This is a genomic window from Arthrobacter sp. KNU-44 (assembly GCF_051843155.1).
Lineage (GTDB): Bacteria > Actinomycetota > Actinomycetes > Actinomycetales > Micrococcaceae > Arthrobacter.
On sequence record NZ_JBPXNG010000002.1, the window covers coordinates 1,264,844 to 1,291,841 of the forward strand.

General features: G+C 63.6%; 25 protein-coding genes and 1 pseudogene. 13 read left to right on the top strand and 13 right to left on the bottom strand.

The genetic code is table 11. The features are described 5' to 3' along the window. The first annotated feature begins 20 nt into the window (after positions 1 to 20). A complete protein-coding gene (locus ACSVHC_RS06635; RefSeq protein WP_437772532.1) occupies positions 21 to 935 on the top strand; it encodes a patatin-like phospholipase family protein in 915 nt (304 codons plus the stop codon). 798 nt (positions 936 to 1,733) lie between these two features. Further along, complete coding sequence (locus tag ACSVHC_RS06640; RefSeq protein ID WP_437772531.1) at positions 1,734 to 2,306, top strand: MOSC domain-containing protein; 573 nt, start codon at positions 1,734 to 1,736, stop codon at positions 2,304 to 2,306. Position 2,307: 1 nt separating this feature from the next. On the opposite strand, the gene ACSVHC_RS06645 is transcribed toward ACSVHC_RS06640, so the two are convergent. Both ACSVHC_RS06645 and ACSVHC_RS06650 read right to left on the bottom strand, forming a co-directional pair. Beyond that, positions 2,308 to 3,582 carry an MFS transporter gene (locus ACSVHC_RS06645; protein ID WP_437773960.1) on the bottom strand — a complete coding sequence of 425 codons (1,275 nt, stop codon included), beginning with the start codon at positions 3,580 to 3,582 and terminating at the stop codon, positions 2,308 to 2,310. Between the two features lie 257 nt (positions 3,583 to 3,839). Continuing rightward, the gene (locus ACSVHC_RS06650) at positions 3,840 to 4,085 is read right to left on the bottom strand and encodes a hypothetical protein (protein WP_437774113.1); all 246 of its coding nucleotides are present in this window, start codon (positions 4,083 to 4,085) and stop codon (positions 3,840 to 3,842) included. Between ACSVHC_RS06650 and ACSVHC_RS06655 the strand changes: the two are divergent. Beyond that, positions 4,048 to 4,719, top strand: a pseudogene (locus ACSVHC_RS06655) (HNH endonuclease); the annotation flags it as partial. The gene ACSVHC_RS06650 and the pseudogene ACSVHC_RS06655 sit on opposite strands and share 38 nt — an antisense overlap. Here ACSVHC_RS06655 and ACSVHC_RS06660 read toward each other — a convergent pair. Genes ACSVHC_RS06660 through ACSVHC_RS06675 form a run of 4 tightly spaced genes read right to left on the bottom strand, consistent with a single transcriptional unit; the run spans position 4,716 to position 7,894 of the window. Then, positions 4,716 to 5,741 (bottom strand): sensor histidine kinase, encoded by a 1,026-nt coding sequence (locus ACSVHC_RS06660; RefSeq protein ID WP_437772530.1) that lies wholly within the window; start codon positions 5,739 to 5,741, stop codon positions 4,716 to 4,718. The pseudogene ACSVHC_RS06655 and the gene ACSVHC_RS06660 overlap by 4 nt on opposite strands. Before the next feature lie 11 nt (positions 5,742 to 5,752). Further along, complete coding sequence (locus tag ACSVHC_RS06665; protein ID WP_437772529.1) at positions 5,753 to 6,427, bottom strand: response regulator transcription factor; 675 nt, start codon at positions 6,425 to 6,427, stop codon at positions 5,753 to 5,755. A gap of 5 nt (positions 6,428 to 6,432) precedes the next feature. Beyond that, the gene (locus tag ACSVHC_RS06670; RefSeq protein ID WP_437772528.1) at positions 6,433 to 7,086 is read right to left on the bottom strand and encodes a DedA family protein; all 654 of its coding nucleotides are present in this window, start codon (positions 7,084 to 7,086) and stop codon (positions 6,433 to 6,435) included. 10 nt (positions 7,087 to 7,096) lie between these two features. Continuing rightward, positions 7,097 to 7,894, bottom strand: coding sequence for a phosphatase PAP2 family protein (locus ACSVHC_RS06675; protein WP_437772527.1), 798 nt, complete (start codon positions 7,892 to 7,894; stop codon positions 7,097 to 7,099). A gap of 171 nt (positions 7,895 to 8,065) precedes the next feature. Between ACSVHC_RS06675 and ACSVHC_RS06680 the strand changes: the two genes are divergently transcribed. The 3 genes from ACSVHC_RS06680 to ACSVHC_RS06690 are packed head-to-tail and all read left to right on the top strand — an operon-like array spanning position 8,066 to position 10,668. Further along, positions 8,066 to 8,851 (top strand): alpha/beta fold hydrolase, encoded by a 786-nt coding sequence (locus tag ACSVHC_RS06680; RefSeq protein WP_439180675.1) that lies wholly within the window; start codon positions 8,066 to 8,068, stop codon positions 8,849 to 8,851. Between the two features lie 19 nt (positions 8,852 to 8,870). Then, the gene (locus ACSVHC_RS06685) at positions 8,871 to 9,767 is read left to right on the top strand and encodes a hypothetical protein (RefSeq protein WP_437772525.1); all 897 of its coding nucleotides are present in this window, start codon (positions 8,871 to 8,873) and stop codon (positions 9,765 to 9,767) included. Between the two features lie 58 nt (positions 9,768 to 9,825). Next, a complete protein-coding gene (locus tag ACSVHC_RS06690) occupies positions 9,826 to 10,668 on the top strand; it encodes an IclR family transcriptional regulator (RefSeq protein WP_437772524.1) in 843 nt (280 codons plus the stop codon). Positions 10,669 to 11,028: 360 nt separating this feature from the next. Here ACSVHC_RS06690 and ACSVHC_RS06695 read toward each other — a convergent pair whose 3' ends face one another. Both ACSVHC_RS06695 and ACSVHC_RS06700 read right to left on the bottom strand, forming a co-directional pair. Next, positions 11,029 to 12,510: a purine-cytosine permease family protein gene (locus ACSVHC_RS06695; protein ID WP_437772523.1), complete on the bottom strand. Its 1,482-nt coding sequence runs from the start codon at positions 12,508 to 12,510 to the stop codon at positions 11,029 to 11,031. Between the two features lie 135 nt (positions 12,511 to 12,645). Beyond that, on the bottom strand, positions 12,646 to 13,416 hold the full coding sequence (locus ACSVHC_RS06700; protein ID WP_437772522.1) for a FadR/GntR family transcriptional regulator: 771 nt from the start codon (positions 13,414 to 13,416) through the stop codon (positions 12,646 to 12,648). A 93-nt stretch (positions 13,417 to 13,509) separates the two neighbouring features. Between ACSVHC_RS06700 and ACSVHC_RS06705 the strand changes: the two genes are divergently transcribed. From ACSVHC_RS06705 to ACSVHC_RS06720, 4 genes are all read left to right on the top strand, one after another. Further along, positions 13,510 to 14,388 (top strand): carbon-nitrogen hydrolase family protein, encoded by an 879-nt coding sequence (locus ACSVHC_RS06705; RefSeq protein WP_439180676.1) that lies wholly within the window; start codon positions 13,510 to 13,512, stop codon positions 14,386 to 14,388. Positions 14,389 to 14,398: 10 nt separating this feature from the next. After that, positions 14,399 to 15,748: an APC family permease gene (locus ACSVHC_RS06710; RefSeq protein ID WP_437772520.1), complete on the top strand. Its 1,350-nt coding sequence runs from the start codon at positions 14,399 to 14,401 to the stop codon at positions 15,746 to 15,748. Between the two features lie 46 nt (positions 15,749 to 15,794). Then, the gene (locus tag ACSVHC_RS06715; RefSeq protein WP_439180677.1) at positions 15,795 to 16,577 is read left to right on the top strand and encodes a carbon-nitrogen hydrolase family protein; all 783 of its coding nucleotides are present in this window, start codon (positions 15,795 to 15,797) and stop codon (positions 16,575 to 16,577) included. Between the two features lie 82 nt (positions 16,578 to 16,659). Then, a complete protein-coding gene (locus ACSVHC_RS06720; protein WP_437772518.1) occupies positions 16,660 to 18,111 on the top strand; it encodes a purine-cytosine permease family protein in 1,452 nt (483 codons plus the stop codon). A gap of 28 nt (positions 18,112 to 18,139) precedes the next feature. Here the strand turns inward: ACSVHC_RS06720 and ACSVHC_RS06725 are convergent, their stop codons facing one another. The 4 genes from ACSVHC_RS06725 to ACSVHC_RS06740 all read right to left on the bottom strand — a co-directional run bounded on the left by ACSVHC_RS06725 (position 18,140) and on the right by ACSVHC_RS06740 (position 22,247). Next, positions 18,140 to 19,714, bottom strand: a complete 1,575-nt coding sequence (locus ACSVHC_RS06725; RefSeq protein ID WP_437772517.1) for an arylsulfotransferase family protein — start codon at positions 19,712 to 19,714, stop codon at positions 18,140 to 18,142. 90 nt (positions 19,715 to 19,804) lie between these two features. Beyond that, entirely contained in the window at positions 19,805 to 20,662 is an 858-nt protein-coding gene (locus ACSVHC_RS06730) for an aldo/keto reductase (RefSeq protein WP_437772516.1), read from the bottom strand. Positions 20,663 to 20,687: 25 nt separating this feature from the next. Next, positions 20,688 to 21,098: a (R)-mandelonitrile lyase gene (locus ACSVHC_RS06735; protein ID WP_437772515.1), complete on the bottom strand. Its 411-nt coding sequence runs from the start codon at positions 21,096 to 21,098 to the stop codon at positions 20,688 to 20,690. A 114-nt stretch (positions 21,099 to 21,212) separates the two neighbouring features. After that, a complete protein-coding gene (locus tag ACSVHC_RS06740) occupies positions 21,213 to 22,247 on the bottom strand; it encodes an NAD(P)-dependent alcohol dehydrogenase (RefSeq protein WP_437772514.1) in 1,035 nt (344 codons plus the stop codon). A 140-nt stretch (positions 22,248 to 22,387) separates the two neighbouring features. On the opposite strand from ACSVHC_RS06740, the gene ACSVHC_RS06745 reads away from it, so the two are divergent. From ACSVHC_RS06745 to ACSVHC_RS06755, 3 genes are all read left to right on the top strand, one after another. Beyond that, positions 22,388 to 23,056 carry a TetR/AcrR family transcriptional regulator gene (locus ACSVHC_RS06745; protein WP_437772513.1) on the top strand — a complete coding sequence of 223 codons (669 nt, stop codon included), beginning with the start codon at positions 22,388 to 22,390 and terminating at the stop codon, positions 23,054 to 23,056. Between the two features lie 7 nt (positions 23,057 to 23,063). Further along, a complete protein-coding gene (locus tag ACSVHC_RS06750) occupies positions 23,064 to 24,305 on the top strand; it encodes an FAD-dependent oxidoreductase (RefSeq protein WP_439180678.1) in 1,242 nt (413 codons plus the stop codon). A 144-nt stretch (positions 24,306 to 24,449) separates the two neighbouring features. Beyond that, on the top strand, positions 24,450 to 25,679 hold the full coding sequence (locus tag ACSVHC_RS06755; RefSeq protein WP_437772511.1) for a S53 family peptidase: 1,230 nt from the start codon (positions 24,450 to 24,452) through the stop codon (positions 25,677 to 25,679). Between the two features lie 124 nt (positions 25,680 to 25,803). Here the strand turns inward: ACSVHC_RS06755 and ACSVHC_RS06760 are convergent, their stop codons facing one another. After that, complete coding sequence (locus ACSVHC_RS06760) at positions 25,804 to 26,976, bottom strand: flagellar hook protein FlgE (protein ID WP_439180679.1); 1,173 nt, start codon at positions 26,974 to 26,976, stop codon at positions 25,804 to 25,806. Between the last annotated feature and the right edge of the window lie 22 nt (positions 26,977 to 26,998).

Consider the following 26,998-nt stretch of genomic DNA (forward strand, 5'->3'; position numbering starts at 1 on the left):
ATTCGCGAAAGGCGACTCCCATGAACACAAACCCTTCTTTACCTCTGCACTCCCGCGAACGGGCGTTGGTCCTCGGCGGCGGCGGATCGACAGGCAATGCCTGGCTGATCGGCGTCGTCGCCGGCCTCTTTGATGCCGGGCTCGATGTGACCGACGCCGATCTGACCATCGGTACGTCAGCCGGATCGACGGCCGCGGCCCAGATAGCTGGCGCGACCCCAACCGAGCTGCTCGCCAACATCCTTGACGCTGTTCCACAGCAACGGTCCGCTCCGGTCGGGTCCGGACCGGGACGCGCACCGGCCAGGCCGGTAGTGAACCACCTGGAGCGGATCAACAAGATCATCGCTGATGCCCAGGACGTGGCTGACATGCGCCGGCGACTGGGCGCGGCAGCGCTCGAGATGGATGCGGCGTCGGATGGCTCCTGGTCAACACAATGGCGCAGTACCGTCGCCACCCGGCTACCCAACCAGCACTGGCCGGAACGACCGGTGCTCATCACGGCGGTCGATGCCCGTACCGGAGAACCGGTCGCGTTCGACCGCCATAGCGGGGTCGACGTGGCGGACGCCATCGCCGCCAGCTGTTCCAGCGGGTTGCCTTACAGGATCGGAGACAAGCGGTACCTCGACGGCGGTTACCGCTCCAACGCCGAGAACGCCGATCTGGCAGCCGGATACGGACGGGTTCTGGTGCTCTCCCCCTTCGGTGGCAGATCATTGCAACCGCTGAAGTGGGGCACGCATCTGGCAACGCAGGTCGACGAACTCCGTGCACGCGGCAGCAGGGTCGAAACGATCTTCCCGGACGGCAGCTCCGAGCACATGTTCGGCGCCAATGCCATGGATCTGTCACTGCGTCCGCCTGCGGCTCGGGCGGGTTACGAGCAAGGCAGAGCCCTTGCCGGGCAGCTCTCCGGGTTCTGGAGCTGACGCCGGCGAAACCTCCAGGAGGTCGACCGAGGCGATGAAGAGCCGCCTCGGTCGGCCATCGCGGCTCAGCCTTCGGCTGCATCATCGATCATAAGAGTCGCATTAATGTCAAGAGTTTTTGCTCCTATTGAGTGATGGATATCTGAAATTGAGTGGTCAAAAGTCAAAAATTGAGTGGCGACTGACTGTGGATTGAGTATTGAGACATACGAGAGGAATGTAATCCGTGATTCCCATTTTGGAATATCTAAATAATTCCCTCGACCTGTTTAATAAAAACTCTTGCCCCAATTTGCTTCATATGCATAATTTGATTATGAAACGCCTATCGCTCACTGAAGGGTGATCCATGTCAAACGCGTCGAAGCTAGGTTCAATCGGAAGGGCTCTACTCGTCGGACTTGTCGTCGGTGGGGTCACGGCGTCGAGTGCGGGGGTTGCCCAAGCATCGCCAGCTCCTTTAGGTGAAGGGGTTCATTCGCCAAGTAAAGTCAGTACTGTTGCTGTCCCCGGAACAAACGATTCTAGGCATCTCCGCGATCAAGGAAGCATGCTTTGACTCCTAAACGTACTCGTGACATTCCCATTTCCCTGGTTCTATTTGCGCTAGTAGCAGTCCTGCTATTCATAAAGGCTGCCGGAAGCATGCAGCCATGGTGGGCAATACTTGCCGGCATCGCCCTTGTGGGAACCGGCATCGGAGCGTTCGCTGATTTCCAGCGTCGCAAGAATTAGCTTTAAAGACTGAGGTTTGAGTGGGCCGGGGTTACTGACCCGGGATAGGCATAGCCTTATGGCATGACCGCAAGCTACAGATACGACGTGGAGATCCTGCATCTGCTCGTGTCCTCCGGCCACGCCTACTTCGGCCGTGCACGCGATGGTGCCGCCGAGGTGCCCACCACGGATGCCGAGCAGGTCGACGTCGTAAGCGGAAAGGGCATCGTCGGCGACCGGTTTTTCGGCAAGGCCGCGCACATGGATGCAGCAGTCACCCTGATGGCCATCGAGTCGCTCGAAGCGATGGCCGCCGAGTTGGGCGTCGCACCCTTTGACCCGCTCCTCACGCGCCGGAATGTAGTCCTCCGGGGAGCCCATCTGGCTCCCCTGCTGGGCGGGGAGTTCGCGTTGGAGTCCGGCGGCGGCCTTATACGGTTCCGGGGCGGACGGCCTGCCCACCCCTGCGCTTGGATGGACCAAGTCCTGGCTCCGGGCGCGCATGCCGCCATGCGAGGCCGCGGCGGCGTGCGCTGCCAACCGCTTTCGGATGGCACTCTGCATCGTGGCCCAGCTGTGCTAATTAGCCCTGTACCGCTTGATCCTGACAAGGCCGGCCAACCCACGCTCCTCCGGGCTTCACGGCTTCCGTAGGTCAATTCCTACGGGGTTCCGCGTCCGATGCAGCGATCGAGGCGTTGGCCTGATCGGCCAAAGAGCCCTGCCGACGACTCGCCAAGAGGAACGGCACCGCGATCAACTCGATGACGCCGCTGATCGCCAACGAAATGGAGTAGCCGTACACATCGGCCGCCCGGCCGAGCAGCGGCTGCACCACCACTCCGCCGCTTGATCCCATCAGCGAGTCGAAGCTAAGCACTGTTGCCCGCTGCTTCGACGGGATCATGTCGTTAACGTAGGCCTGCCGCACCGGTGTGGCGGCCGAGTCGACCATGGCCCAGAACGTCAATAAGGCCAGCGCCACCCAGAAAATATTCGTGAACCCCAGCACCACCAGAATCGATGCGCTCACCCCTCCGCTCAGAATCAACACGGTGGTGCGTTTGCGCACGAGACGCCGGATACGCGGTGCAAGCCACCCGCCCAACACCTGCGCTCCGGCCACGATGGCCGCCGCCAGCCCGGCCGCGGAGTACGCGTGCCGGTCACCGAAGAGCTGAAGCAGGTACGGCTGCAGGGCATAGAACACATAGATCCCGACGCCGGCGCTGAACGGCGCTGCCAGCATCACGTACCGTACGGGTGGATTTTTCAAACCGTTCTCGATCGAGGCGTCGAGGACGGCGCGGGTCGCCTTGAGTGGATGGGCAGAGCGTTCGGGGGTGAACCCGACGTCGCGCATGAGCAAGAAGGCCACGACGAACATCGCGAGGAGCACGCCGACGCGGATCAGGAACGGCACTCCCAGGTTGGTGGCCTGCGCGATCACCCCGCCAGCCACTGAGCCCGCAAGCATGGCGGCACCCGACACCATCTGTCCGCGCCCGAGCACCGTCTCCAAGCCGCCCTCATATCCAGTGAAGCGCAACGCGTCGACGAGCCAGGCCTCCACGGCACCCGAGAAGAAGGTGAAGCCCAGACCGAGCAATACCGATACCACGGCCCACCACCAGAACGGGGCGGAAAGCTGCCAGAGCAGAAAGTAGAGGTAGGTGGATCCGGCCAGCGTCACAGTGCCAAGAAGGAACGAAACGCGGCGTCCCCACCCATCGGCCACCACTCCTGTCGGCACTTCGAAGACCACCATGCCGGCTGTGAAGAAGGCGTTCGCTGCAAAGGCCTCGAGGTTGCTGAGTCCCGCATCCAGCAGGAAGAGGGTATTGATCCCCCAAATGAACGAGGCCGCAAGGGTATTGCCAAGGGTCAACGTGAGAAAGATGCTTTGAATCTTTCTGGCAGCGGGGTTCATCAAGGTGCTGTCCCCGCTAGGACGAGGGGGAACCACGAAGCCATTCTCGTCTGCTTCGGCGACGCACGCCAGAGCTGGGCGGGAGCGGTCCGCTATGAAAAAGTTCTGCCGATTTCCGGGTTTTTTGGCTGCCAGACGATCTTCGACCTAATACTGTCGTAGGTCCCTGAAATGCTTTGGTTATGGCCGGGAACCGGGGAACGCAGCTGATCGGAGCAGGCGCGCCGTTCGGCGATGCGGTTCCGGAGGCTCGGGTGTCAGGTGCCTGGGTGCGGGAATTGATCGATACCGTTGCCTCGTTCAGGCCATACGCCGGCGGCACCGAACCGGCCGACCGCGCAGAGTTGATTGACCAGTTGCGTGCTCTGGAGGATCTGAAGTCCGCGGCCGCAGCCCCGCAGGCCCGGATCGCCGTCGCCTTCGATACCGCCCAACGCAGCGCCGACGCGGCCGCCGGTGTACCGGCCGACAGGCATCAGCGGCGTGGAAGTCCAGCTCGTCATGACCGACCGGGCCCTGTTCCAGGGCGATGCCGAACCGGCACGCCTGCCCGGCTACGGCATCGTCCCCGCCGCCTGGGCCAGGACACTGCTCAACGGCGGCAGCGGCAAGACCAAACGCGGCCAGTCCGAGGATCACGATTTGAAGGTCTGGCTCCGGCGCCTCTTCACCGCCCCCGCAACCGGGGACCTGGTCGGCGTCGACTCCCGCGCCCGGCTGTACCCGCCCGGGCTGCGGCGCTTCATCGAGGCCCGGGACGACACCTGCCGGACACCGTACTGCGACGCGCCGATCCGGCATTTCGACCACATCATCCCTTGGCACGACGGCGGCTCCACCAGCCTGACGAACGGGGCGGGCGTGTGCGAAGCCTGCAACCACACCAAAGAGCTCCCCGGCTGGACAGCAAAAGCCGGGTCGGCACGAACCGGAGCAGCATAAACCGGCCCCGGGACACGGCACGTCCTCGACATCCGCACCCCGACCGGCCACCTGTATCGATCAACAGCGCCGCACCTGCCCGGAACCCAGGAACCGGAAATTCAACCTGCGCGTTCCAGGCACCACCGCCGCAGGCTACGACACCACGCCAAAGCTCTCAAATACGCCCGCGTCACCAACCTGCAGGCCGCCTAAGAAGGCAATGCCGAGCCTGGCGCCGTGTCATTCGGAGCCGTGTCCTTCGGGGCGAGTGGCAGCGTGATCCTCATGACCGTTCCCCTCGGACCGCTGCGCTCAACCTCCACAGTGCCGCGGGCCCCGGTGATGATTTCACGGACCAACGCCAAGCCGATTCCGAAGCTGCGCTGGCCCGGTGCGCCGTCGGGGCTGTGTGTCCTCACGAAGCGGTCGAAGATCCGTGTCTGGTCAACTCCGTTGATCCCGGCCCCGGAATCCGAGACGGTGACCACTGCGCGGTTGCCGAGCACCGCCGTCGTGATCCCCACTTGGCCGCCAGCGGGGGTGTGCGCCAGAGCATTGTCGGCCAGGGCAAGGAGGGCGCGGCGGAAGCCATTGGCGTCAATGAGTGCGAAGGGGCGGTCCTTTTCCGTCAGGGCGACTCGGACGTTTTTCTCCCCTGCGAGCTGCTGCAAGCTCTCGACGACGGCGCCTGCCACCTTGGCGAGATCGCTCGGCTCTGCGGCAGCATCCGGACGCGAGCCGGTGGCCGCCACAAGCAATTCGTTGACGATGCCCGTGAGGGTCGCAGTGTCATTGCGGATGCGGGCGAGCGCTTCCCCGGTTTTGGAGTCCGCCGGGGCATCGCGCTGGGCCAGCTGGACCCGTGCATCCAGGATGGCCAGGGGTGTGCGCAATTCGTGGCTGGCGTCCTGGACGAAGCGTCGCTGCAGTGCGAGCGCTTCTCCCAGGGGCCTGATGGCACTCCGCGAACTGAGCCAGCCGATGGCCCCGGCAAGGAAGATCCCTGCCACGCCCGCAACGATCATGGCCTTGAGGAGGTCCTTCAAGTCGAGGTAGGCGAAGACAGAGTCGGCCTCTTTGGATCCTGGTAATCCGGGCTGGAGCGGCTGGTTGAAAAGATAGAACGCCGCGGCCGCCAACAGGCAGAGCACCAAAACCGCGCATGCCGCGCTGATCCGCACCGCGATCTTCAGGGATGCTTTGCGCAGTGTCGCTTGGTCCGGGTTCTCACTCATGGGAATTTTTCTTAGTCATGGGGGTCGCCGATCTGGTATCCGAGGCCGTGGACCGTCCGGATCACCGTTTTGGAGATCTTACGGCGCAGGTGGTGGACGTAGGTGTCGATCACGCCGGGCTGGTCCGTGGGGTGGAACAGGGTGTTGATGAGGTCTTCACGGGTAAAGACACGTTCCGGCTCACCGGCCAAGGTTTCGAGGAGCCCGGCTTCCTTCGCCGTCAGGGTGACCACGGAACCGTACACGGAGCGCATGGAGCGGGCGCCGGCGTCGAGCTCCCAGTCCCCGATTCCCAGAGTCGTGGGCAGATGGGCATACGTTCTGGTCAGGGCTCGCAAGCGTGCGGCCAGCTCCATGGCGTCGAACGGTTTGCTCATGTAGTCGTTAGCCCCGGCGTCGAGGCCCCGGATCTTCTCATCGGTGGCACCGAGCGCCGTCAGGATGAGGATCGGGGTGGCGATCCCCTTGGCCCGAAGGGCTTTGATCAAGGCGATGCCGTCCATGATGGGCAGCCCGCGGTCAATAACCATCGCATCCCAACTCCGGGTCAATCCGAGGTGGAGGCCGTCGTGCCCATTGACTGCCAGGTGAACGGAGAAGTCCGGCTCCAGGAGTTCGCTGATGAGCGGCCCCAGGGCCGCGTCGTCTTCGACCAGGAGGAGGGACGGCCGCTCAGCTGTTGTCATGCTGTCTATTCTTCCCCGGCGTGCCCGTTCGCGGCGCCCACCTTGGCCTTGCGCCGTTTTTTGAGGAACTCGGCTCCCCACGGCAAGACGGAGACCAAAACCATGATCACGGCGATGGCGTCAATGTTGTTCGCGATGAACTCGTAGTGTCCCAACCAGGAGCCGAGGAGCGTCACGGAGGTTCCCCAAATGACGGCGCCGGCGATGTTCCACAGGGTGAACGATTTGTAGTTGTAGCGGGCGATGCCTGCGCTCAGCGGCGCAAATGTCCGCACGATGGGGACAAAGCGGGCCAGGACAATCGCGGGGCCGCCGCGGCGCTTGAAGAATTCCTCGGCCGTATCCAGGTGCGCGGTCTTCAGGACCCTGGCATCATCCTTGAACCAGCGCCGCCCGAACTTGCGCCCGAGCATGTAGCCGATCTGGTCTCCGGCGATTGCAGCGGCGGAAACGACGGCGATCAACACCGGCAATTCGAGCTGCAGTTGCTGGTGAAGCAGGCCGGTAGTGAATAGCAAAGAGTCCCCGGGCAGGAACGGGAAAAGGAGACCGGATTCGATGAAGACGATCAACGCCACGACGCCGAGCGCCGCGGGTCCCAAGCCCTGAAGGAGGGTGGTGGGATCAAGGAATGCGGGCATGGCAGATAGTACGTGCATGGGGTCCTCCTCAGGATCCGTGTGCTTGGGTTGCGGCCGCGTCCGAGGCGGTTGCTTCTGACGAGGTTGCTTCTGAGGCAACGCCAAATGGCAGCCGCCCGATGACTCGCGGTACGTACCGGTTCCAGAGCCCGGCCAAAACGATGACTATGGCGGTGGTGGCCAGGAACGACGCCACAACGTCGCTGGGGTAGTGGACTCCGATATAGATCCGGGACCACGCCACCACCACGGCCAGGACGGCGCCGGCCCACGCGGTGATGACGCCCCATCGTGTGCCCCTGACCAGGAAGTACAAGGCGAAGGCGAGCGCTACGGCGAAGGCGGTGTGGCCGCTGGGAAAGCTGTTGGAACCCGTTTCCGGGGCCAGTGGGTCGAAAAGAAGCGCAGGATTGGGCCGGTGGCGGGCAACGATAAGTTTGAACACCTCGCTGGCAACCCAGCCCGAACATGCGAAGAGCACAAACATGACCGCCCGTACGAAGGACTTCCGAACCAGGAAAACGAACAAGCCGATCACCAGGACAATGCACGCTCCGGCTACCGGGGCGAAGAGGAAGTTCAGTGCCATGGCCACGGTGGTCAGTGCGCCCACGTGATGGCGGCTGAGTTCCTGGTCAACTCCGAATTCGCTGGTGGTCACGCCTGCTACCGACTGCACGCTGAAGCCAATGGCAAGGACTGCCGCGGCGAGCACAATGCCCCACAGGAGCCAATACCGAGGCTGTGGAAGCAACGGCACACTGTGACCGACGACGGCGGAAGTGCGGACTTCCGCGGAAGTGTTCTGCTTGGCGTGCGATGACATGAAATCTCCGGTTCGGGGTGTGGAGGCCGTTGTGCGGTCTGCTTCCACTCTCGCGTGCGGCATTTAAGAAGCTCTTAAGAACTCCTGCTAAGAGCCCCTCTCCCCTTGACCCGCAAGTGGCTGAGCCCCAGAGTTTAGGAACCTACTGTCAGCCAAATCAAAGGATCTGGGATGTCCGAAATTGCGATCTCGAAAGACGGTACCCGCATTGGGTATGACCAATACGGCGAGGGACCTGCCGTGATCCTGGTTGGCGGTGCGATGCAATTCAGGGGTTTCGACCCCAACACCGTGGAAATGGCCAAGCTCCTGGCCGCCAAGGGGTTCACGGTCCTCAATTACGACAGGCGCGGCCGCGGGGAAAGCGCTGAGGCTCCGTCATTCAGCCTTAAGGACAACATCGACGATCTCGCAACGCTCATCGACATCGCAGGAAGCAAGGCTGCGCTCTTCGGGAGCTCTTCCGGTGGCTCGATCTCCCTGGCAGCGGCGGCGGCCGGCCTACCCGTCACGAAGCTGGCCCTGTGGGAGACTCCCTTGAGCGACGAACTCGGGACCGGCGGGGCTGAATTCTTCGCAGGGCTCCAGGAACGGATCGCATCCGGCGACAAGGCCAGCACCATCGAGTACTACATGAAGGACATGCCGCCGGAGTGGCTGGCCGGCGCCAAGAACAGCCCAGGATGGCCCATCATGCTCGAAATGGGCCCCAGCCTTTCAGCCGACGCCGAATCGCTCGCGTGGACCCAGTCCGCGCCACGCGCCCAGCTATGGTCCGGCATCACCCAGCCCACCCTTGCGATCGTCGGCGAGCAAACCATCCCGATCATGCCGAAAGCGGCCGACTCCATCGTGGCCAATATCCCGAGTGCCCGGAAAGCCACCATTCCGGGCGCCAACCACGGCTGGGAACCTGGAGTCATGGCTGACGCACTCGCTGAATTCCTCGCCGAGTAATACGGCACACGCTTCCACTATGGAACTAGCCGCGATCGCCGTCGAACTTTACACACTGGTTCCCTCGGCCTTCACGGCGGCCCGCACCGCGCGGGCCAAGGAAGCCAAGTCCGCGGGGGACGCCGAACTGGCGAAACAGATCGCCCAGTTGCCCAAGCCTTCGACGGCGGCGTGGGCCGTCAACATGCTCGTCCGGCACGGCACCAAGGAATTCGCGGGCGTCCTGGAGCTTGGGGCATCGCTCGGGAGCGCCCAGGAGCAGCAAGATCACGAGCGCCTCCGTACGCTCGGCCAACAGCGCCCGCGCGTCCTGGGCGCCGCCGTCGAGCAGGCCCGGGCAGTCGCGGAAGGCCTCGGCGTCAAGGTCAGTGGCGCCGCCGCGATGGAGATCGAGGCCACGCTGAGGGCCGCAATGACCGATCCCGGCGCTGCGGCGGCGCTCCGCAGCGGGCAGCTGGTGCGTTCGCTCGCCACGAACGGATTGGAACCCGTGGACCTCACGGGCGCGGTGGCGATTTCCGGCGCACTTCCCGCGGCGGGTACCACGAACGAAGAGCGCGACGACGGCGGGCGGCAGCGCGGGCGGGCAGGATCGGAGGGCGCACGCGCCGACTCGGAGCGCGAACGTGAGAAGGCACAAACCGCGCTCGTGGAGGCTGAGCGCAACGCGGACAAGGCTGACCTGGAACTCGCCCAGGCCGAGCGCGAAAAGTCCGAGGCCGTGCGCCGGAGCGAGCAACTCGCCGTCGAAGTCAAAGCTGCCAAAGACAAGCTGGCGGCGCTGCAGCAGGAACTCGCAGCGACGGAGTGGGCGATCACCTTGGCTGAGCGGAACCGCAAACTGGCAGCCCGGCTAGCCGTCCGGGAACGCCGGACCGCAGAAACGGCACGGGCCCGCTTGGCGGGATTGTCCTAGAACGGGGCGTGGCATCAACGTCCGGTATACCGGACATTCCGCCGCGTATTCTAGGAGAATGTACAGTCAATCCGTGCGGCCCAAGGCACCGGCTGCGGCCCAGGTGCTGGCGGTTCTCAGATACGTCGCAGGCCAGGCCGGCCCGGTCAGCGCGTCCATCATTGCGCGCGATGTTGGCTTGCCCCGATCAACCACGTATCAGCTCATCTCCTCACTGATCGATGACGGCTTTCTGGTCCACCTTCCCGAGGAGCGCAAGTACGCCCTGGGAGTGACCGCCCATGAGTTGGGGACAGGGTATTCGCGGCAGGCTCCGATCCAGCGGATTGCCCGGTTCCCTCTGTCCCGGCTCGTCGCCCGCACCCGTCGGACTGCCCATCTTGCCGTGATGCACGGGCGCGACGTCGTATACGTGATCGAGGAGCGGGCTCCGCGGCAAAGCCCCCTTGTCACAGACACCGGGGTCCGGCTTCCGGCCCACCTGACGGCCAGCGGCAGGGCGATGATGGCCCAGATGGATCCCGCCCAGGTGGCTGCGCTTTTCCCTGGACCGGAGGCGTTCGCCGAGCGCCACAGCAAAGGCCCGCAGTCCTTGCCCGCGTTGCAGGATCTGTTGGCTCGGGCGCGTTCACTCGGATATGCGTGGGAGCAGGACGAAGTCACCGAGGGGTTTTCCTCTGTTGCCGTCGCTGTCCTCGACCGGCAGCGCTATCCGGTGGCCAGCGTGACATTGACGGTGTCGAACCGGGCGTTTCCCGGCGGAGGCACCCGGCACCGGGCCAAGGACGCCGAGACCGCCGAGGAACGGGCCGTCCGCATCGAGGACGTCGCCCGGGAGTGGATTCCTGAAGTGACCAGATGCGCCAGGGAGATTTCCCGCAGGCTGGGCACCCAGGCCTGATGCCGACGTCGTATCCTACATGGCGGAGACGCGCGCTCACATATATGGCCAAAAGCCGGGACGCGCGCTCACCTCAAGTGAGCGAGCGTCTGCCGAAAACACCCCAAAGGTGAGCGAGCGTCCGAGGGGGAACGGCGCAAACGCTCGACGACGGCGCAACAGGACTGCCGCCGTCGGAACCTAAAACCAACTGTTCCCGGGACGTCGACAGGAACGCGCGCTCACATATATGGCCAAAAGCCGGGACGCGCGCTCACATATATGGCCAAATGCCAGGACGCTCGCTCACATGATGTGAGCGAGCGTCCGCCGAAAACACCCCAAAGGTGAGCGAGCGTCCGAGGGGGAACGGCGCAGAGACTAAACTGCTGCGGTGTTCGGCACTGAGCCGGCCAGCGGAGCTACTGCCTCCGAGCCGGGTTCAGTCGGGTAGACCATCTCGGCCGGAGCGTTGGAGTTCCTCTTTGCCAGCGGGTAGAACACGATTGCCGTGACCACGAGGCCTACGAGCCAGGAGATATCCGCCCCGCCCAGAAGGTCGGTCATCGGTCCGGTGTAGAGGGTCTGCGCCAGGAATGGGATCTGGACGACGATGCCGATCGCGTAGCTGAACAGCGCGGTCTTGTTCCAACGTCCATAGCGCCCGTTCAGGTCGTACAAGGCCGGAATGTCCACCTTTTCCTTGGAAACCAGGTAGTAGTCCACCAGGTTAATGGAGCTCCAGGGGATGAATACCATCAACAGGAGAAGGACGAAGTTCTTGAAGTTGGCGATGAAATCGGGAGAAGCGAGGACTGCTATGAGTACTGAGAGTCCGATAAAGCCGATCACATAGGCGAACCGGGTCCATGACGCCACCGCAGACTTGCGGGTGAACGCCGTGACCGAGGTAAGCATGGTCATGTAGCCGCCATATGCGTTCAGCGTGTTGACGGTCAGTTTTCCGGTCACGATGACCAGGTAGATGACCACCGCGATCAGTCCGCCACCACTCAGATTCCCGAGGAAAGCGACTTGGCCGTCCAGGAAGCGTGCGCCTTTGGGCAATGCGAGGGCAGCGAAGAGCGCGCCGAGAGTCATGGACCACTGGGAACCAATCACCGTGCCGAAGTACGCCGACAAGAAGGTCTTGCGTGTTGGGGTGTTGGAAGGCAGGTACCGGGAGTAGTCGGCCACGTACGGACCGTACGTCAGCTGCCATCCGGCGCCAAGCGAAATGGCGAGCAGGAAGGTGGGGAACTCGAAACCGCCGGCTCCCAAGAGCGCGCCGACGTCCTGGCTGGTCAACAACCGGATGCCCAGGTAGGTGAAGCCGAGGATACCCACGACGGTCGCAATGCGGCCCAACATGTGGATGTACTTGTAGCCCAGGGTCGCCACGATGATGGTGAGCACCCCGAAGACGATCATGCCGACGGCAGGGGTGCCCGTGTGGAGGATGAGGCTGATTGCCTGTCCGGAGAGGACAGTACCGGTTGCGGCGAAGCCGAGGTACATCACGACCACCAGTACCAAGGGAATCACCGCCCCGAAGATTCCGAACTGCGCCCGGCTGGAAATCATCTGAGGCAAGCCGAGCTTCGGCCCCTGGGCCGCGTGAAGCGCCATGACTGCGCCGCCCAAGAGGTTTCCGACCAGGAGGCCGATGATCGCCCACAGCGCATCCGCGCCGAACAGTACTGCCAAAGCGCCGTCGACAATGGCCGTAATCTGCATGTTCGCCCCGAACCAGAGCGTGAACTGCTGGCCAGGCGAACCATGGCGTTCATTTTCCGGGACAAAGTCAATGGAACGACGCTCAACGCGCGGCCCACCCGTTCCCGCTTTTCCTGTGGCCTGCATGCCTAATCCTCACTTTGACAACCGAAGTCCGATGTCCCCAACTGAGAATCAATCAGAGCACGCAAAGTGACAGTGATCACGAAAAGGCGTCCATCTTTAGTCCGAAATCCCGGACGATAGCGCAGGAGCTGTCGTTTACCCCTTTTTGTCCCTCTTAGCGCCGTCGCCGCCCGCCAGGCCCATGAACATCGTCTTGTGCAACACGTCCACGTGCCGCCGCGACACCTCCACCGCGCCGCGATCGTCGCCCGCCCGCAGGGCATTCACGAGCGCAATGTGATCCCTATTGGACTCATGGAGGAACTCGATCGGGTAGGGGATGAAGTAGGCGTAGAGCTCCGCCAATGCCTCGTTGTAGACATCGACCGCCGGACCCAAGCCCGAGGACGCCGCGACCAACCGGTGAAACTGCTCGTCGGCCTGGTGATACTCGGACCAATTGGTTGATCCGGCCATTTCGTGGGTAAGCCGCTCCAGCTCATCAAGTTGCGCTGCCGTGGCATTGACCGCGGCGAAGTGGGTGACCGCGCATTCGAACAGCAGCCGACGGTCCACAAGCCGGTTCACGGCAAGGGATTCGGCGGGTGACGCAGCGAGCTTCTCGAGCACGTTCTGCGGCGGCTCGTCAGCGACAAAGGTTCCGCCGCCACGTCCACGACGGCGGACAACGACGCCCTGATCAGCCAGGCTCGCCAGGGCCCTGCGAGCGGTGATCGGGCTGACCGATAGGCCCAGCGCGACGTCTTGCTGGTCGGGCAGCCTCTCTCCCGGCTGAAGCAGCCCCAAGGATATCGCCATGCCGATCCGCAGCCGCACGGCGTCGATTGCGCTCCTGCGGTCGATTCCGAGCAAAGGGGCAGCATCGATGGGTGAGTCGCCGGTGGTGTCCTCGAGCTGACGGGTCATATCCGCTACTTTACGGGGCAAAATCCACCTTCCTTTTATTTGATCATTATGATCTAATATGAGGCGAGTCACAACGACAACGTGGAGAAACCAGTGCAACGCATCCTTCCCCTCATCGCCGCCCAAGCGTCACCCCGGCTGATCGGCGAGCCCACCGAGGCCTTCGCAGCCGAGGTCGCCGCCGCCGTCGCGACCCAACCGCACAGCAAGCTCGTGGTCTTCCCCGAACTGCACCTTTTCGGGGATTCCAATCCGGACCTGCAACGTACGGAAGTCCTGCAGGATTCAGCCGAGCCGCTGGACGGTCCGCGCGTCAAGGAACTTCGGCAACTCGCCGCGGACCTGGGTATCTGGCTGGTTCCAGGCAGCGTCTGCGAACGCGGCCCCGAGGGGCAATTGTTCAATACCCAGGTGGTCCTCTCCCCGGAAGGCGACCTTGCCGGCTACTACCGCAAGGTCTTCCCTTGGCGCCCCTTTGAGCCCTACGATCCCGGCGATCGATTCACGACCGTTGACCTGAAAGGGATCGGCAGGGTCGGCCTGAACATTTGCTACGACGCGTGGTTCCCCGAGGTAACCCGCCAGCTGGCGTGGATGGGCGCCGAAGTCATCCTCAATGTCGTCAAGACCACGACGCCGGATCGCAAGCAAGAACTGGTCCTGGCCAAGGCAAATGCCATTGTGAACCAGGTCTTCATGGTCAGCGTCAACTGCGCGGGTCCCACCGGCAAGGGCCTCAGCCTGATCGTCGACCCCGAGGGGAACACCATAGCGGAGGCCGACGACGACGCCCCCACCCTTCTCGCCGCGGAACTGGATCTCTCCGCCGTCGAGCACGTCCGAACGCACGGGACCGAAAACCTCAACCGCCCCTGGTCCCAATTCCGTCCCGGCGAACCGGCCATCGAACTGCCCGTCTACGAAGGCCGCATCGACCCGACTACTTGGACCCCGCGGTCCTCCAACTCCTAAGGAACCACCGGTGACTACACAACCGAGCCTCGCGCGCGCCCTGAAACTGCCCTCGCTGGTCCTGTTCGGGCTGGCGTACCTGACCCCGCTCATCGTGCTGGCGATCTTCGGCGTGATCGCCGAAACCACTGGCGGAGCATCGCCGTCGGCCTATTTGGTGGCGATGGTCGCGATGCTCTTCACCGCGCAGAGCTATGGACGGATGGCTGTTGCCTATCCGGTGGCCGGCTCCGCGTACACCTATATCCGGCGCTCCATCGATTCCCGGATCGGATTCCTGGCCGGTTGGGCTGTCCTGCTGGACTACCTGTTCCTGCCGATGGTCATCTGGCTCATCGGGGGTTCCTACCTCACGGCGCAGTTCCCCGACATTCCCATCGGGGTCTGGATCGTCGCATTCATCGCCATCACCACGCTGCTCAACGTGGTTGGCGTCAAGGTGGCGGACAAGGCCAACTACCTCCTGATGGCTTTTCAGCTGCTGGTGATAGTCCTGTTCGTTGCCCTGTCCGTGGGAACCTTGGTCTCAACCTCCGGCGCGAGCGCCCTGATCAGCACCGCTCCGTTCTTCAACGACACGTCGAGCTTCGACAAAATCACCGCCGGCGCTGCCATCGCGGCGTACTCGTTCCTGGGCTTCGACGCCGTGTCCACCCTCACTGAGGAGACCATCGAGCCGAAGAAGACCGTGCCGAAGGCGATCATGCTCGTGGCTCTCATCGGCGGTGCGATCTTCGTCGTCGTGTCCTACACGACCCAGTTGATCCACCCCGGCGGGGTGTTTGACGATTCGGCGTCGGCGGCGTCGGACATTGCCTTGAAGATCGGCGGGCAATTCTTCGGCGCGGTTTTCCTGGCGGGACTCGTGGTGTCCCAGTTTGCCTCCGGGCTCGCGGCACAAGCCAGCGCCTCACGGCTCCTCTTTGCCATGGGTCGGGATTCAGTCCTGCCGAAGAAGGTCTTCGGGGCGTTGAACAAGTCCTTCCACACTCCGGTATTCAACCTCGTCATTACCGGCGCGGTGGGGCTCATCGCCATGTTCCTCGACGTTGCCACTTCGACGTCGTTCATCAACTTCGGCGCGTTCACGGCCTTCACGCTCGTCAACATCTCGGTCATTGCCTACTACCTGCGCCAGCGACGCTCAGGGCACCGGCTCAGCGTATTGTTCTACGTGGTCATGCCGGCAGTGGGCGCGATCATCGACGGGTTCCTACTCTCCCAGCTCGATTCGAACGCCATCACGCTCGGGCTGATCTGGCTCTGCGTCGGCGTCGTGGTACTGGGCATCATCACCAAGGGGTTCCGGAAGGCGCCGCCGGAAATGGTGATGGAGGAAAAAGAAGCCGCCCTGGTATGACGACGGACCACAGTGTGCTGCCGGAACACTGAGAAATGAGGACTGCATGCGCATCACCCTGGCCCAGATCGATTCCGGCACTGACGTCCGCCGTAACCTCGACCTGATGGCGGATTTCTGTGCCCGGGCCGCCCGCGAGGGCTCCAACCTCATTGTGTTCCCTGAGTACTCGACGTACGAGAAAAGCCGGGTGGACCGGAGCTTCGTGGACATGGCCGAACCCCTTGACGGCCCGGTGGCTGCCAAGCTCCAGGCGACGGCGGCGCGTTACGGGATCGCCGTCGTCGCTGGCCTCCTGGAAGCATCCGGTGAGCGGAATCGGGCCTTCAACACCTTGGTGGCCATCGCTCCGGACGCTTCGCGCCTTGCCAGCTACCGGAAGATCCACCTGTTTGACTGCCAAGGGTTCCGGGAATCGGATTACATCAAAGCCGCGCCGGAGCCAGTGCCTGTCACTTTTTCCTGCGGCGGCATGACGTTCGGGTTGATGACCTGTTACGACCTGCGCTTCCCCGAGTTGGCGCGCCTTCTGGCCGATGCCGGGGCCGAGGTGCTCCTCGTCTGCTCTTCCTGGGTTCCCGGCACAGCCAAGACCGAGCAATGGGCCACGCTGGCCAAGGCCCGGGCAATAGAAAACGGCGTATACGTGGCGGCCGTCTCCCAGACCCCGCCTGTGTCCATCGGCTACAGCATGCTCGTTGATCCCCTCGGGACTGTCCTGCATAGCCTCGGCGCGGAGCCGGGGACAGCGACGCTGGACCTCTCACCGGAGGCTGTCCGGGTGGCCCGGGACCAGTTCCCCACGTGGCAGCACCACCGGCTCGTTTAGGAATCCTGCGAGCTCTTCTAGGCCGCCCCACTCTGTGCTAAACCAAAGTCAAGATGCCCAGACGCTTCGAAGGAGATCCACCATGAGCACTACCACGGACAAAGGATCGGGCCGCGGGCTGGAGGTCCGGTCGATCGACTACGTTCCCTTGGACGAGAGGCACGGCAAGGTTTCGCACATCGGACCGCTGTGGTTCGTCAGCAACGCCCAGATCGCGACGTTGGCAGTGGGGTTGATCAGCATCACCACCGGTGGCAACCTGATCTGGTCACTGCTCGCGATCGCCATCGGCGTGCTCGTCGGGACGCTGTTCATGGCGGCGCACTCCTCGCAGGGCCCGCAACTCGGCCTGCCGCAGATGATCCAGTCCCGTCCGCAATTCGGCTACATCGGCGCCCTGCTGGTTTGGCTCTTCGCCTATCTTCAGTACGCGGGCTTCAACATCTTCAACACCATCCTGGCCGGCCAGGCGATCTCGGAGTCGGTGAACTTCGGATCTCAAAACCTGTGGTTCTGGGTGGTCACCATTGTCGCCGTGGTCATCGCCCTTTTCGGCTACGACCTCATCCATGCCTTTGAGCGCTACCTGACGTACCTGACAATCGTCATGCTGGCGCTGCTCACGATTGCAGCCGTAAAGCTTGCCATACCCACGGGCGCATACAACCTGGCCGATTTCCATCTGGTACCGTTCCTGGGCCAGCTGGGGGTTGCGGCCGGCTACCAGATTTCCTGGGCCATCTATGTCTCGGACTATTCCCGCTACCTCCCGCCGTCCAGCGGACGCGGTACTTTCCGGTGGACGTTCTGGGGCAGCGCCCTCGGCGGCATTTGGGTGATGTTCCTCGGCGCGTACATTGGCGCCGCAGCCGGGGAGAACTTCGAAACCATCGGCTCGATCAAATCCACGGCCGACCAGCTCTTCGGCGGATTCGGTGGCATCGCCTTGTTCGTCGCCGCCTTGGGTTTGCTTTCCGTGACGGCACTGAACATGTACGGCGGTTCGCTCACCCTCATATCGTCCATCGACAGCGTGCGACAGATCCGGCCGACCCTGAGGCTCCGGATCATCACGATCTCCATCACAGCCCTCATTTCCGTGGTCTTGGCGAACCTGGCCTCGGCCGACTTCCTCGCCAACTTCAACGACTTCCTGCTGCTGGTGCTGTACTTCTTCATTCCGTGGACGGCCGTCAACCTCACCGACTACTTCATCGTCCGCAAGGGCCACTACGCCATCGCCGAGATCTTCAAGCCGGACGGGATCTACGGACGCTGGGGCTGGCCCGGCATCATCTCCTACCTCGTCGGCTTTGTGGTGATGATCCCCTTCTTCTCTGCCGGAAAGCTCTTCGTCGGGTTCATTGCCCACGCCATCGACGGCGCCGATATCTCATTGTTCATCGGACTCCCCGTCTCCGCTGGGCTGTATTGGTTGATGACCCGGCGCGTCGACGTCGACGCGGAGACCCGAATGGCCGAGGCAGAAGCTGCCGCCGTGGAGGCGGCCGCGCACGAACACCTGCTGCCGTAACGCCGCCGGAAGGCCGAATGGCCTGGACTCAGGCTGTTGCGATGACCGTGGACGTCGCCAAAACGTTTCCGGACTTGTCCAAAGCCTCGACGGCGGCCCTCGGAGCGGCGGCCACCGCCGTCGAGGTTTCAAAGCCCCGACGCGGAACCGTCACTGCTTCGGACAGGGACCCGGGGCCGGTTCCGGTGAGGAACCTCCACTTGGCAACCTCGGTTGCGCCGTTCCAGCTGGTGTATAGCTGCATGGTGGAACCATTGCCCGGGACCGCGGCCAGGTCCGGGACGGTGTCCGGCCGGCCTGTCCATGGCGAGCGGTAGGTGCGGTAGGAGGCGTCGCCGATGCCGGTCGCCTCGAATACTGCTTTCCCATCGGGAGTGAATTCGGTTGCGGCGGGGTCCGCTCCCCAGCCCACCAGCACGTGCCCGTTATCCAGGAACTGCACGTTCCCTTCGGCGTCGCCCCGGTGGCCGCCCCTGCTGAACTCCTGCTTGACGACGGCGGTGTGCGCCTTTTCGTCGACGGCGAGGAGCAGCCCCCGCGATGTGCCGGTGGTGCCTTGGTTGTAATGGTTGTCGAACATGCTGATGATGCCGTTGGGCCGGCGTCGAACATCATGCTGCCAAGCGAAGACGGATTCCGGGGTCATCGAGAAGTCGCTGTGCTTCCCGCCAAGGCGCCAGCGGATCTTTCCGTCCGGACGGCCGATCAGATAGGCGGTGTGCGTGTGGCGGGACGAAACGAGGAGCGCGTCCCCGCTCTCGTCCACGGAATTGAGGTGGAACGGATCGAACGCTTTCGTGGCATCGGAACCGTCGGCCTTGGGGTTATCGGACGAGCGTAAATAGGACTCAGTCAGGTCTATGTGGTCCGAGGCCGTCCAGTCGAAGAGGACCTTTGCGGAACGGATGGTGATTTCCTGGACATGGCAGTCAAACATGTAGCCCTGCGCGGGTCCTCCCACCGACGTCAGGTCATGCCGGACGGTCGGGTAGGAAATCATCAACGCCGTGCCGGCGGGGGTAATGGTGAACTCGTGCAGATCTGCCTGCAGCCCGTTGCCTGTGTTGACTTCGGCCACGGTGCGGTAGCGGGCGTCCTTGATGACGCCCTTCCCTGCACCGTGGCCACCCGTTCCAATTCCAGTCCAGTAAGTCAGCACTGCTTGGCCTTCGAAGGCTTGCACGCGAAGGTCCGTGACGCCGGAACCTGTGGGTTCCATCCATATCGGTTCTCCGTGGTTGTCCATGATCAGCCCGTTGGTGCCGTGGCCCATCGGTCCCACGAACAAGAGGCCTGCGCCCGTCGGCCCGGTAGCCCAGCTGGCAACGCGGGCAGCGGTCAAAGCAGTTGAAACGAAGCTACGGATCGCAGGGCCGGAAGCCGTGCCGCTGGCCGACGGCGAGGGTGACGCCACCGGCGTCGGGGTAGCTGCGCTGACCGGGGCCGTTCCCCCGGGCAACACGCCTGCCTTGGCGATCCCGAGTCCGGCAAGCAATCCGGCCCCTGCCATTCCCGCCCCGCTTAGGAACCTGCGCCGGCTCACCCTGAAGCGTGATTCGCGGTCTTCCCGCTCGCCACTCCCAGACTCCGTATGCTGCTCCACCCCCTCAGGATAGAACCGGAACTCAGTGCGGGAACCGGACAGAAGCTGCAAGTTTGCTGTAAGAGGGCGGGGCGGGAACTCATTGCTGTCTCAGGCGATCCTGCGTCCGCCCAGCCAGCTCACCATGGCGGGATCGCGATGGTCGAAGAAGAGGCTGGCACCGGTGTCGAGGGTGGCGATCTGGTTCATCTGCTCGTCCGTGAGGGTGAAGTCGAAGACGTCGAGGTTCTGGGCCATGCGTTCCGGCCGGACTGACTTGGGGATGACGACTACTTCGCGCTGGATGAGCCAGCGGAGCACGACCTGGGCGACGGACTTGCCGTGCGCTTCGGCGATGGCGCTGAGGAGCGGATTGGTGAACAGGTCATTCTTGCCTTCGGCGAATGGTCCCCAGGACTCGATTTGGACGCCGCGTTCGCGCATCAGCGCCTGGTCGGCGGCGCGCTGGTGGAAGGGGTGGGTCTCGATCTGGTTGACGGCCGGGACGATCTCGTTGTGGTCGATGAGGTCCACTAGCCGGTCGAGGTGGAAGTTCGAGACCCCGATCGCGCGGGCGAGGCCGTCTTTGTGGATGTCCTGCATGGCGCGCCACTCGCTGTAGTAGTCCCCCAGCGGCTGGTGGATCAGGTACAGGTCGAGGTAGTCCAGTCCGAGCCGGCTCAGTGAGTTGTCGAACGCGCGCTTCGTGTCTTCTTGAACGCTGCCGGCAGGGGCATGCTGGATCCAGAGCTTCGTGGTGATGAAGAGTTCGTCGCGGGCGATGCCGCTCGCCTTGATCGCGGCGCCGACGGCGGCCTCGTTGCCGTAGGAGGCGGCGGTGTCCAGGTGCCGGTAACCGGCGGCGAGGGCGGCTTCCACCGCTGCCTGAGTTTCCTCGTCGGGGATCTGGAAGACTCCGAAGCCGAGGATCGGCATTTCGACGCCGTTGTTCAGGGTGACGGTTTTCATGGGGCTTCTTTCGCTTGGGTGTGGGTTATCGGCTGGCTTGGGCATGCGCGGCTTCGTAGGCGTGCTCACTGACGGGTTCAAGCCACGTGGCGCTCTCCCCGTTGTCGTGCTCCACTAAAGCCAGGTGGCACATCATGTTGTCCTGGGTGGCGCCGTGCCAGTGTTCCTCGCCGGGAGGTGTGTGGACCGTGTCTCCTGCGCGCATGAGGATCACACTGCCGTCCCGGGTAGCAACGAACCCGATGCCATCGGTGCAGTGCAAGGTCTGGCCAAGGGGGTGGGAATGCCAGTTCGTACGGGCGCCGGGGGTGAAGCGGACCATCGCCGCCACGAGACGCGAGGGTGCCTCGCCGTTGTGGAGGGGATTGAGGTAGACATCTCCCGTGAATCTCTCCGTGGGGGCTTTGACCGTGGGAGTAGGGGGTACGAGTTTCATCGTGCGTTCCTTTCGCTAAACGGGGACTGATTCAAGAAAACCAGTCCCCGCGTCCGCGTGGGAGTGCCTGTCATACCGTGTACTGCCAGTACCTGTTTCAGTTGCCCCCGGCGCCTAGATGGTGATCGCGATTTTCCCGCGCACTTTGCCGGCGTCGAAATAGCGCATGGCGTCCGGAACCTGCTCCAGGGGATAGCTCCGGTCGATAGTCGGGGTGAGGGTTCCGGCGTCGATGAGCCCGGCAAGGTATTCGAGGTCTGCCGCGCCCTGTGTGGCCATGACCATGGCGAACCGCTGACTGATGAACGGGGACAGCGCCAGGGCCCTGAATTGCCTGTCGATACTGCCCGTCCAGGGGCCGCCTTCTTCACCACCGGTGATAACGGCCATGCCCGAGGGGGTGAGGGCCCGGCGCAGGCGAGCCAGAGTGGGGTTCCCGGCGATATCCAGGATCAGCTCGTAGTGTTCAGTGCCGTCGGCGAAGTCCTGCGTGGCGTAGTCGATGACGTGGTCGGCGCCGAGCGAACGCACCAGGTCCGCTTTGGCCGTACTACAAACGCCTGTAACCTCGGCCCCGGCTGCTTTGGCGAGCTGAACAGCGTAACTGCCTACTCCGCCCGAGGCGCCAAGGATCAGCACCTTCTGTCCCGGCACTATCTGGCCCGCGGCGCGAAGAGCCTGCAGCGCAGTGCAGGCGGAAACCGGGACCACCGAGGCCTGTTCGAAACTGATGTCCGCCGGCTTGAGCGCGAGTTGGCTTTCGCGGGCCGTCGCGTACTCGGCGAAAGAGCCCTTCCCGACGCCGAAGACGTGATCCCCGACGGCGAAGCGGGTCACCGCAGCTCCGACCGCCACGACGGTGCCGGCCAGGTCCATCCCGGGCACAGGGTTTTTGGGGGCGCGAACGCCGAAGGCCAGACGCAATGCGTAGGGCAGGCCCCGGGTCACGTGCCAGGTCCCCCGATCCAGTCCTGCAGCGTGGACCCGGACCAGCACCTCGTTCCCGGCGATGTTCGGTTTCGGAATCTGCGCCATGTGCAGGACGTCGGCGAAGCCATAAGCCTCCTGCACGATGGCCCGCATCGTGATCGGCGGCGCGGACGAGCCGCCCGAAATCGGAGTCTTCGCAGCATGCTGACCAGCGGTCATGGCCGTTCCTTTCCAGTCAATGAGGGTGCATAACTTTTCGTACGCTGTACTAAAAGAGATTATCGTACAATGTACTAAACTGCTAGACCCCTGCACTAAATCGCTAGAGTGCTGTACTAACTAGAGTCCAAGGAGTCCCGATGCCGGACACTGCACAGCCCCTCCCCCAGCGGCGCCTTCAGCTGAGCCGCAAAAGGGTGCTCGGCTGCGCTGTGGATCTCGCTGACGAGTCCGGAATCGCAGCACTGACCATCCGCTCGCTCGCCCAAAGCATGGGAACCAAGCCCATGTCGCTGTACTACTACGTGGCCAATAAGGATGAGATTCTGGATGGCATCGTGGACATGGTCTTCAGCGAAATCGAACTGCCCTCCCCCGCGGGCGATTGGCGGGAGGAAATGTACCGACGGGCGCACGGCGTGCGCAGCGCTCTCAAACGCCATCCGTGGGCGGTCGGACTGCTGGAAAGCCGCTCTTCCCCGGGCGAAGCCAACCTTCGCCACCACGAAGCGACGCTGGGGACGTTGAGGGCAGCAGGCTTTTCCGTTCAGATGACGGCCCATGCCTACGCCCTGCTCGACAGTTACATTTACGGATTCGCCCTACAGGAGGCCGCCCTGCCTTTTGACGGCCGCGACACTGCCTCGGAGATCACAGCGCCGATCGTTGAACGCTTTTCGACCGGGCAATACCCCCACATGATGGAGATTGCCACCGAACACGTCCTCAAGCCCGGCTACGACTTCGGGGACGAGTTCGACTTCGGGCTGAACCTCATCCTTGACGGCCTCGGCCGCTCGATGAGGTGAGCTAGAGATGCCCGGCGGACCCGAAGCCACACCCGCTCCACGATCTTGGAACACATCCTGTTGTGTGGTCGGCGGTGGACCGGCCGGAATGATGCTGGGCTACCTGCTTGCCCGCGCGGGAGTCGAGGTGACAGTGCTGGAGAAACATGCCGACTTCTTCCGGGACTTCCGCGGCGACACCATCCATCCAGCAACCACCGACGTACTGGGCGAACTGGGTTTGTTGGAGGAGTTCCTGCGCCTGCCCCACACAGAGATACCGGAACTGCGCCTCGGCATCGACGGACAGACCTTCGGGCTGGTGGACTTCCGGCATCTGCCCACCCGCTGCAAGTTCATGGCGTTCATGCCACAGTGGGATTTCCTGAACTTCCTGGCCAGCCAGGCCAGGCAATATCCCGCCTTCCGGCTGGAAATGAGTACCGAAGCAACCGGCCTGCTCCGCCGCGGCGAGCAAGTGATCGGCGTACGGGCGCGCACGAACGACGGCGAAATAGAGATCCGCGCGGATCTCACCGTGGCGTGCGACGGCCGGTTCTCCCTTATCCGGGAACACACGGACTTGCCGCTAAGGGAGTTTGCGATGCCGATCGACGTGCTGTGGTTCCGCGTGCCACGCAGCCAGGATGCGCCGCCGACCCTGGGCTACCTCGGCGGCGGGCAGGTCGTACTCGCCATCGACCGCGGCGACTACTGGCAGTGCGGCACGATCGTTGGGAAGGGAACGCTCCCGCAGATTCAGGCCGCGGGTCTGGCCGCCTTCCGAGAGCGGGTGGCACATGCCGCGCCGTTCCTAGCTGCGGGCCTGGCCGCGCTGACCGACTGGGACCAGGTCAAGCTGCTCTCGGTGCGCTCCAATCGGCTGAGACGCTGGTACGAACCCGGACTGTTGTGCATCGGCGACGCAGCGCACGCCATGTCACCGGCCGGTGCCGCAGGGGTGAACTACGCCATTGCCGATGCCGTCGCCACGGCCAATCACCTCGCGGTACCACTGCGTACTGGAACCATCGCCGTCGCCGACCTCCAGCGACTGCAACGACGACGCGAACCCGCGGTACGCCGAGCACAGGCCTTGCAGCGACAGCAGACCCGCCAGCTCGCCCGCCTCTCCCAAGGAAACCCACCCATCCAACTCATGCGGCTCATCAGCAACACTCCGCCGGTCAAACGCCTCTTGGGCCGGATCGTGGGCCTCGGCTTCCGGCGCGAACACATCCACGGCCCTCTTCTCACCAACCACCAATAGTCCAACTGCGAATCTCCCCAGTGGCTCATGAGACCGCGGGGATGGATGTGACGTGGGTGACAATAGTGGCGTTTGGTGCGAAGCTTGTCACGCTGAGTTGACCGTTCTGTCAACTCGGATCTTATTGATCCTCAGGGAGGTTTCGTGAAGAAGGTTCTTAGCGTTTCCGGGGCGTTGTTGCTCTTGCTGAGTGCGGTCTCAGCCACTGCGCCGGCGGCAGTTGCCCAACCAGCTCCGTCAGCCAATTGGCATGCGGAGAGGGTCTGCGCGGATGTCCCGGCCGGCGATGCGTCGTGTTTTGCGCTCAAGTACGTCGATGATTCAACGAGCCCGGCCAAGGCGCTGCCGCAGGGAGGACAAGCCAAGCCCGCTTCGAGCACGCCGCCCGCCACGGGCAAGACCCCTGCGGATATCCAGGGCGCCTACAACATCACGGGCCTCGCGTCCGGCGGCCGCACCGTAGCAGTCGTAGATGCCTATGGCTATCCGAACCTTGAACGCGATCTCGGCGTTTACCGCGCACAGTTCGGCCTTACGGCATGCACGGTCAGCAACGGCTGCCTCACCATCAAGGATCAAAACGGCGGCAATAAGCTTCCCAGGTTCAATTCCGGCTGGGCCGACGAAACCGCCCTCGACGTCGACGCTGTCTCGGCAGCCTGCCCGGACTGCAAGATCCTCGTTGTGCAAGCGACAACAGCCAGTATCACTAATCTTGGAACAGCCGTGGCGACGGCCGCCAAACAACCAGGGGTCGTCGCGATTTCCAACAGCTACGGCGGTGGGGATTCGGCAGACTCCAGCTACGGCACGTACTACAACCACCCGGGCATCGCGGTGACAGCGTCAACCGGTGACAACGGGTATACCGGCTCGTCATACCCCGCTTCCTCGAGTTACGTCACCGCGGTGGGAGGCACATCGTTGGTCAAGAACACCAGTGCACGCGGGTGGGGCGAGTCTGCCTGGTCCGGCTCTGGATCCGGCTGCTCCAGTGTCAATGCCGCGTTGCCTGCGGCTGCCACGTTCGGTACGGGGTGTGGCAAGCGCGCCTCGGCGGACGTCTCCGCCGTCGCAGATCCGCAGACGGGATTGGCAGTGTATGCACCGAGTAGCAGCACCACCTCGTCATGGGCCCAGTATGGAGGGACCAGCCTGTCCTCACCACTGATCGCGGCAATGTACGCGCTTTCCGGGAACTCCGGCAGCTCGACGACGCTGGCCAACTCGCTTCCGTACACGAACTCCGGGAAATTCAATGACGTCGCCTCGGGTTCAACGGGCACGTGCTCCACGAGCCAGTGGTGCCTTTCCGGCACCGGATGGGACGGACCCACGGGCGTCGGCACTCCGAACGGGGTCGGCGGACTCTAAAAATGCAGTAATTGCCTGAAGAGTGGCCAGCGTCCAAGGATGCCGGCCACCCTTGTGTCTGTGAACGGGCAGCGTCACGCAGAGCAGACTTTCAGCGCCCCCAACAGACGGCCAGCCCGGAATATTAGTGCTTCAGGTTCGTCAGCTCCTGCAGGACCTCATCCGACGTCGTGATGATGCGGGCGTTGGCCTGGAAGCCTCGCTGGGCCACGATCAGGTTGGTGAATTCCTGGGAGAGGTCCACGTTGGACATCTCGAGGGCTCCGGCGGTCAACGTGCCGAGGCCGGCGTCGCCCGGTGCGCCCAACTGGGCCGTGCCGGAGTTGGCGGTTGCCACGTATGTCGAGCTACCGGATTTCTCGAGGCCGCCCGGGTTGGTGAAGCGGGCAAGGGCCACGCGTGCCAGAACCTGCTTGCTGCCGTTGCTGAACGAGCCGATGAGCGAGCCGTCGCCGCCGAGGGTGAAGGACTCCAGTTTTCCTGCCTCGGATCCATTCTGGCTGCCGACCGTGAGTGTGCTCATGGCGGCGAAGCCGGTAACAGTGGACATGTCCACCGTGATACCGGCGACGGTCATGGCACCGCCCGAGGTCAGTGCACCGTTCGTGAACGTGAGCGTCGAAGCCCCTGTGGCACCGTTGGCATCCGCCCCGGCCACATCCCAGCCGCCCGCAGAGCGGCTGAACGTCAGGTTCAGGCTGCGGGAGGCGCCGTCGGCGTCGTACACCTTGACCTGGCGCTCGACGCTAGTCCCGACGGCAGCGTCGGACGGGAGGTTGCCGTCCAGCGACGCCTTGGTGGTGGCGACTGCTGCCGACGTCGTGTTGGGCGAGAGGGCGATCGGGCCAACGGGACCTCCCAGGTTCACTGCCCCGTTTGCGGCGGACCAGCCCTGCAGGATGCCGCCGTCGGGGCTGACGAGACGTCCGGCTGCGTCCATGTCGAAGGCGCCGGCTCGGGTGTAGAGCTGCTGGCCGGCCTTGCTGGTGATGAAGAACCCGTCGCCGGAGAGCATCATGTCAGTTGCTCGCCCGGTGTTCTGCGATGAACCCTGGCTGAAGTTGGTGCTGACTCCCGCCACGCGAACGCCAAGGCCGATTTGGGCGGGATTGGTGCCACCGGTTTCGGCCTGCGGGGCGCCGGCGCCCTGGGTCATCTGCGAGAGCGTGTCCTGGAACTGGGTGGAGGAAGCCTTGAAGCCGGCTGTGTTCACATTGGCGATGTTGTTTCCCGTGACGTCCAGCATGGCCTGGTGGGCACGGAGGCCGGAGATTCCGGAGTACAGCGAACGAAGCATGGTGTTGCCTTTCTTCGGGTGG

What these genes read in the sequence shown, in the direction of transcription:
- ACSVHC_RS06720 (WP_437772518.1), top strand. Translation starts at nt 16,660, where the DNA reads ATGAGCACTACCACGGACAAAGGATCGGGCCGCGGGCTGGAGGTCCGG.
- ACSVHC_RS06700 (WP_437772522.1), bottom strand. Translation starts at nt 13,416, where the DNA reads ATGACCCGTCAGCTCGAGGACACCACCGGCGACTCACCCATCGATGCT.
- ACSVHC_RS06670 (WP_437772528.1), bottom strand. Translation starts at nt 7,086, where the DNA reads ATGCACGTACTATCTGCCATGCCCGCATTCCTTGATCCCACCACCCTC.
- ACSVHC_RS06695 (WP_437772523.1), bottom strand. Translation starts at nt 12,510, where the DNA reads ATGCAGGCCACAGGAAAAGCGGGAACGGGTGGGCCGCGCGTTGAGCGT.
- ACSVHC_RS06715 (WP_439180677.1), top strand. Translation starts at nt 15,795, where the DNA reads ATGCGCATCACCCTGGCCCAGATCGATTCCGGCACTGACGTCCGCCGT.
- ACSVHC_RS06685 (WP_437772525.1), top strand. Translation starts at nt 8,871, where the DNA reads ATGGAACTAGCCGCGATCGCCGTCGAACTTTACACACTGGTTCCCTCG.
- ACSVHC_RS06640 (WP_437772531.1), top strand. Translation starts at nt 1,734, where the DNA reads ATGACCGCAAGCTACAGATACGACGTGGAGATCCTGCATCTGCTCGTG.
- ACSVHC_RS06690 (WP_437772524.1), top strand. Translation starts at nt 9,826, where the DNA reads ATGTACAGTCAATCCGTGCGGCCCAAGGCACCGGCTGCGGCCCAGGTG.
- ACSVHC_RS06740 (WP_437772514.1), bottom strand. Translation starts at nt 22,247, where the DNA reads ATGACCGCTGGTCAGCATGCTGCGAAGACTCCGATTTCGGGCGGCTCG.
- ACSVHC_RS06760 (WP_439180679.1), bottom strand. Translation starts at nt 26,976, where the DNA reads ATGCTTCGTTCGCTGTACTCCGGAATCTCCGGCCTCCGTGCCCACCAG.
- ACSVHC_RS06650 (WP_437774113.1), bottom strand. Translation starts at nt 4,085, where the DNA reads ATGACGAGCTGGACTTCCACGCCGCTGATGCCTGTCGGCCGGTACACC.
- ACSVHC_RS06665 (WP_437772529.1), bottom strand. Translation starts at nt 6,427, where the DNA reads ATGACAACAGCTGAGCGGCCGTCCCTCCTCCTGGTCGAAGACGACGCG.
- ACSVHC_RS06730 (WP_437772516.1), bottom strand. Translation starts at nt 20,662, where the DNA reads ATGAAAACCGTCACCCTGAACAACGGCGTCGAAATGCCGATCCTCGGC.
- ACSVHC_RS06745 (WP_437772513.1), top strand. Translation starts at nt 22,388, where the DNA reads ATGCCGGACACTGCACAGCCCCTCCCCCAGCGGCGCCTTCAGCTGAGC.
- ACSVHC_RS06635 (WP_437772532.1), top strand. Translation starts at nt 21, where the DNA reads ATGAACACAAACCCTTCTTTACCTCTGCACTCCCGCGAACGGGCGTTG.
- ACSVHC_RS06750 (WP_439180678.1), top strand. Translation starts at nt 23,064, where the DNA reads ATGCCCGGCGGACCCGAAGCCACACCCGCTCCACGATCTTGGAACACA.
- ACSVHC_RS06645 (WP_437773960.1), bottom strand. Translation starts at nt 3,582, where the DNA reads ATGAACCCCGCTGCCAGAAAGATTCAAAGCATCTTTCTCACGTTGACC.
- ACSVHC_RS06660 (WP_437772530.1), bottom strand. Translation starts at nt 5,741, where the DNA reads ATGAGTGAGAACCCGGACCAAGCGACACTGCGCAAAGCATCCCTGAAG.
- ACSVHC_RS06735 (WP_437772515.1), bottom strand. Translation starts at nt 21,098, where the DNA reads ATGAAACTCGTACCCCCTACTCCCACGGTCAAAGCCCCCACGGAGAGA.
- ACSVHC_RS06675 (WP_437772527.1), bottom strand. Translation starts at nt 7,894, where the DNA reads ATGTCATCGCACGCCAAGCAGAACACTTCCGCGGAAGTCCGCACTTCC.
- ACSVHC_RS06680 (WP_439180675.1), top strand. Translation starts at nt 8,066, where the DNA reads ATGTCCGAAATTGCGATCTCGAAAGACGGTACCCGCATTGGGTATGAC.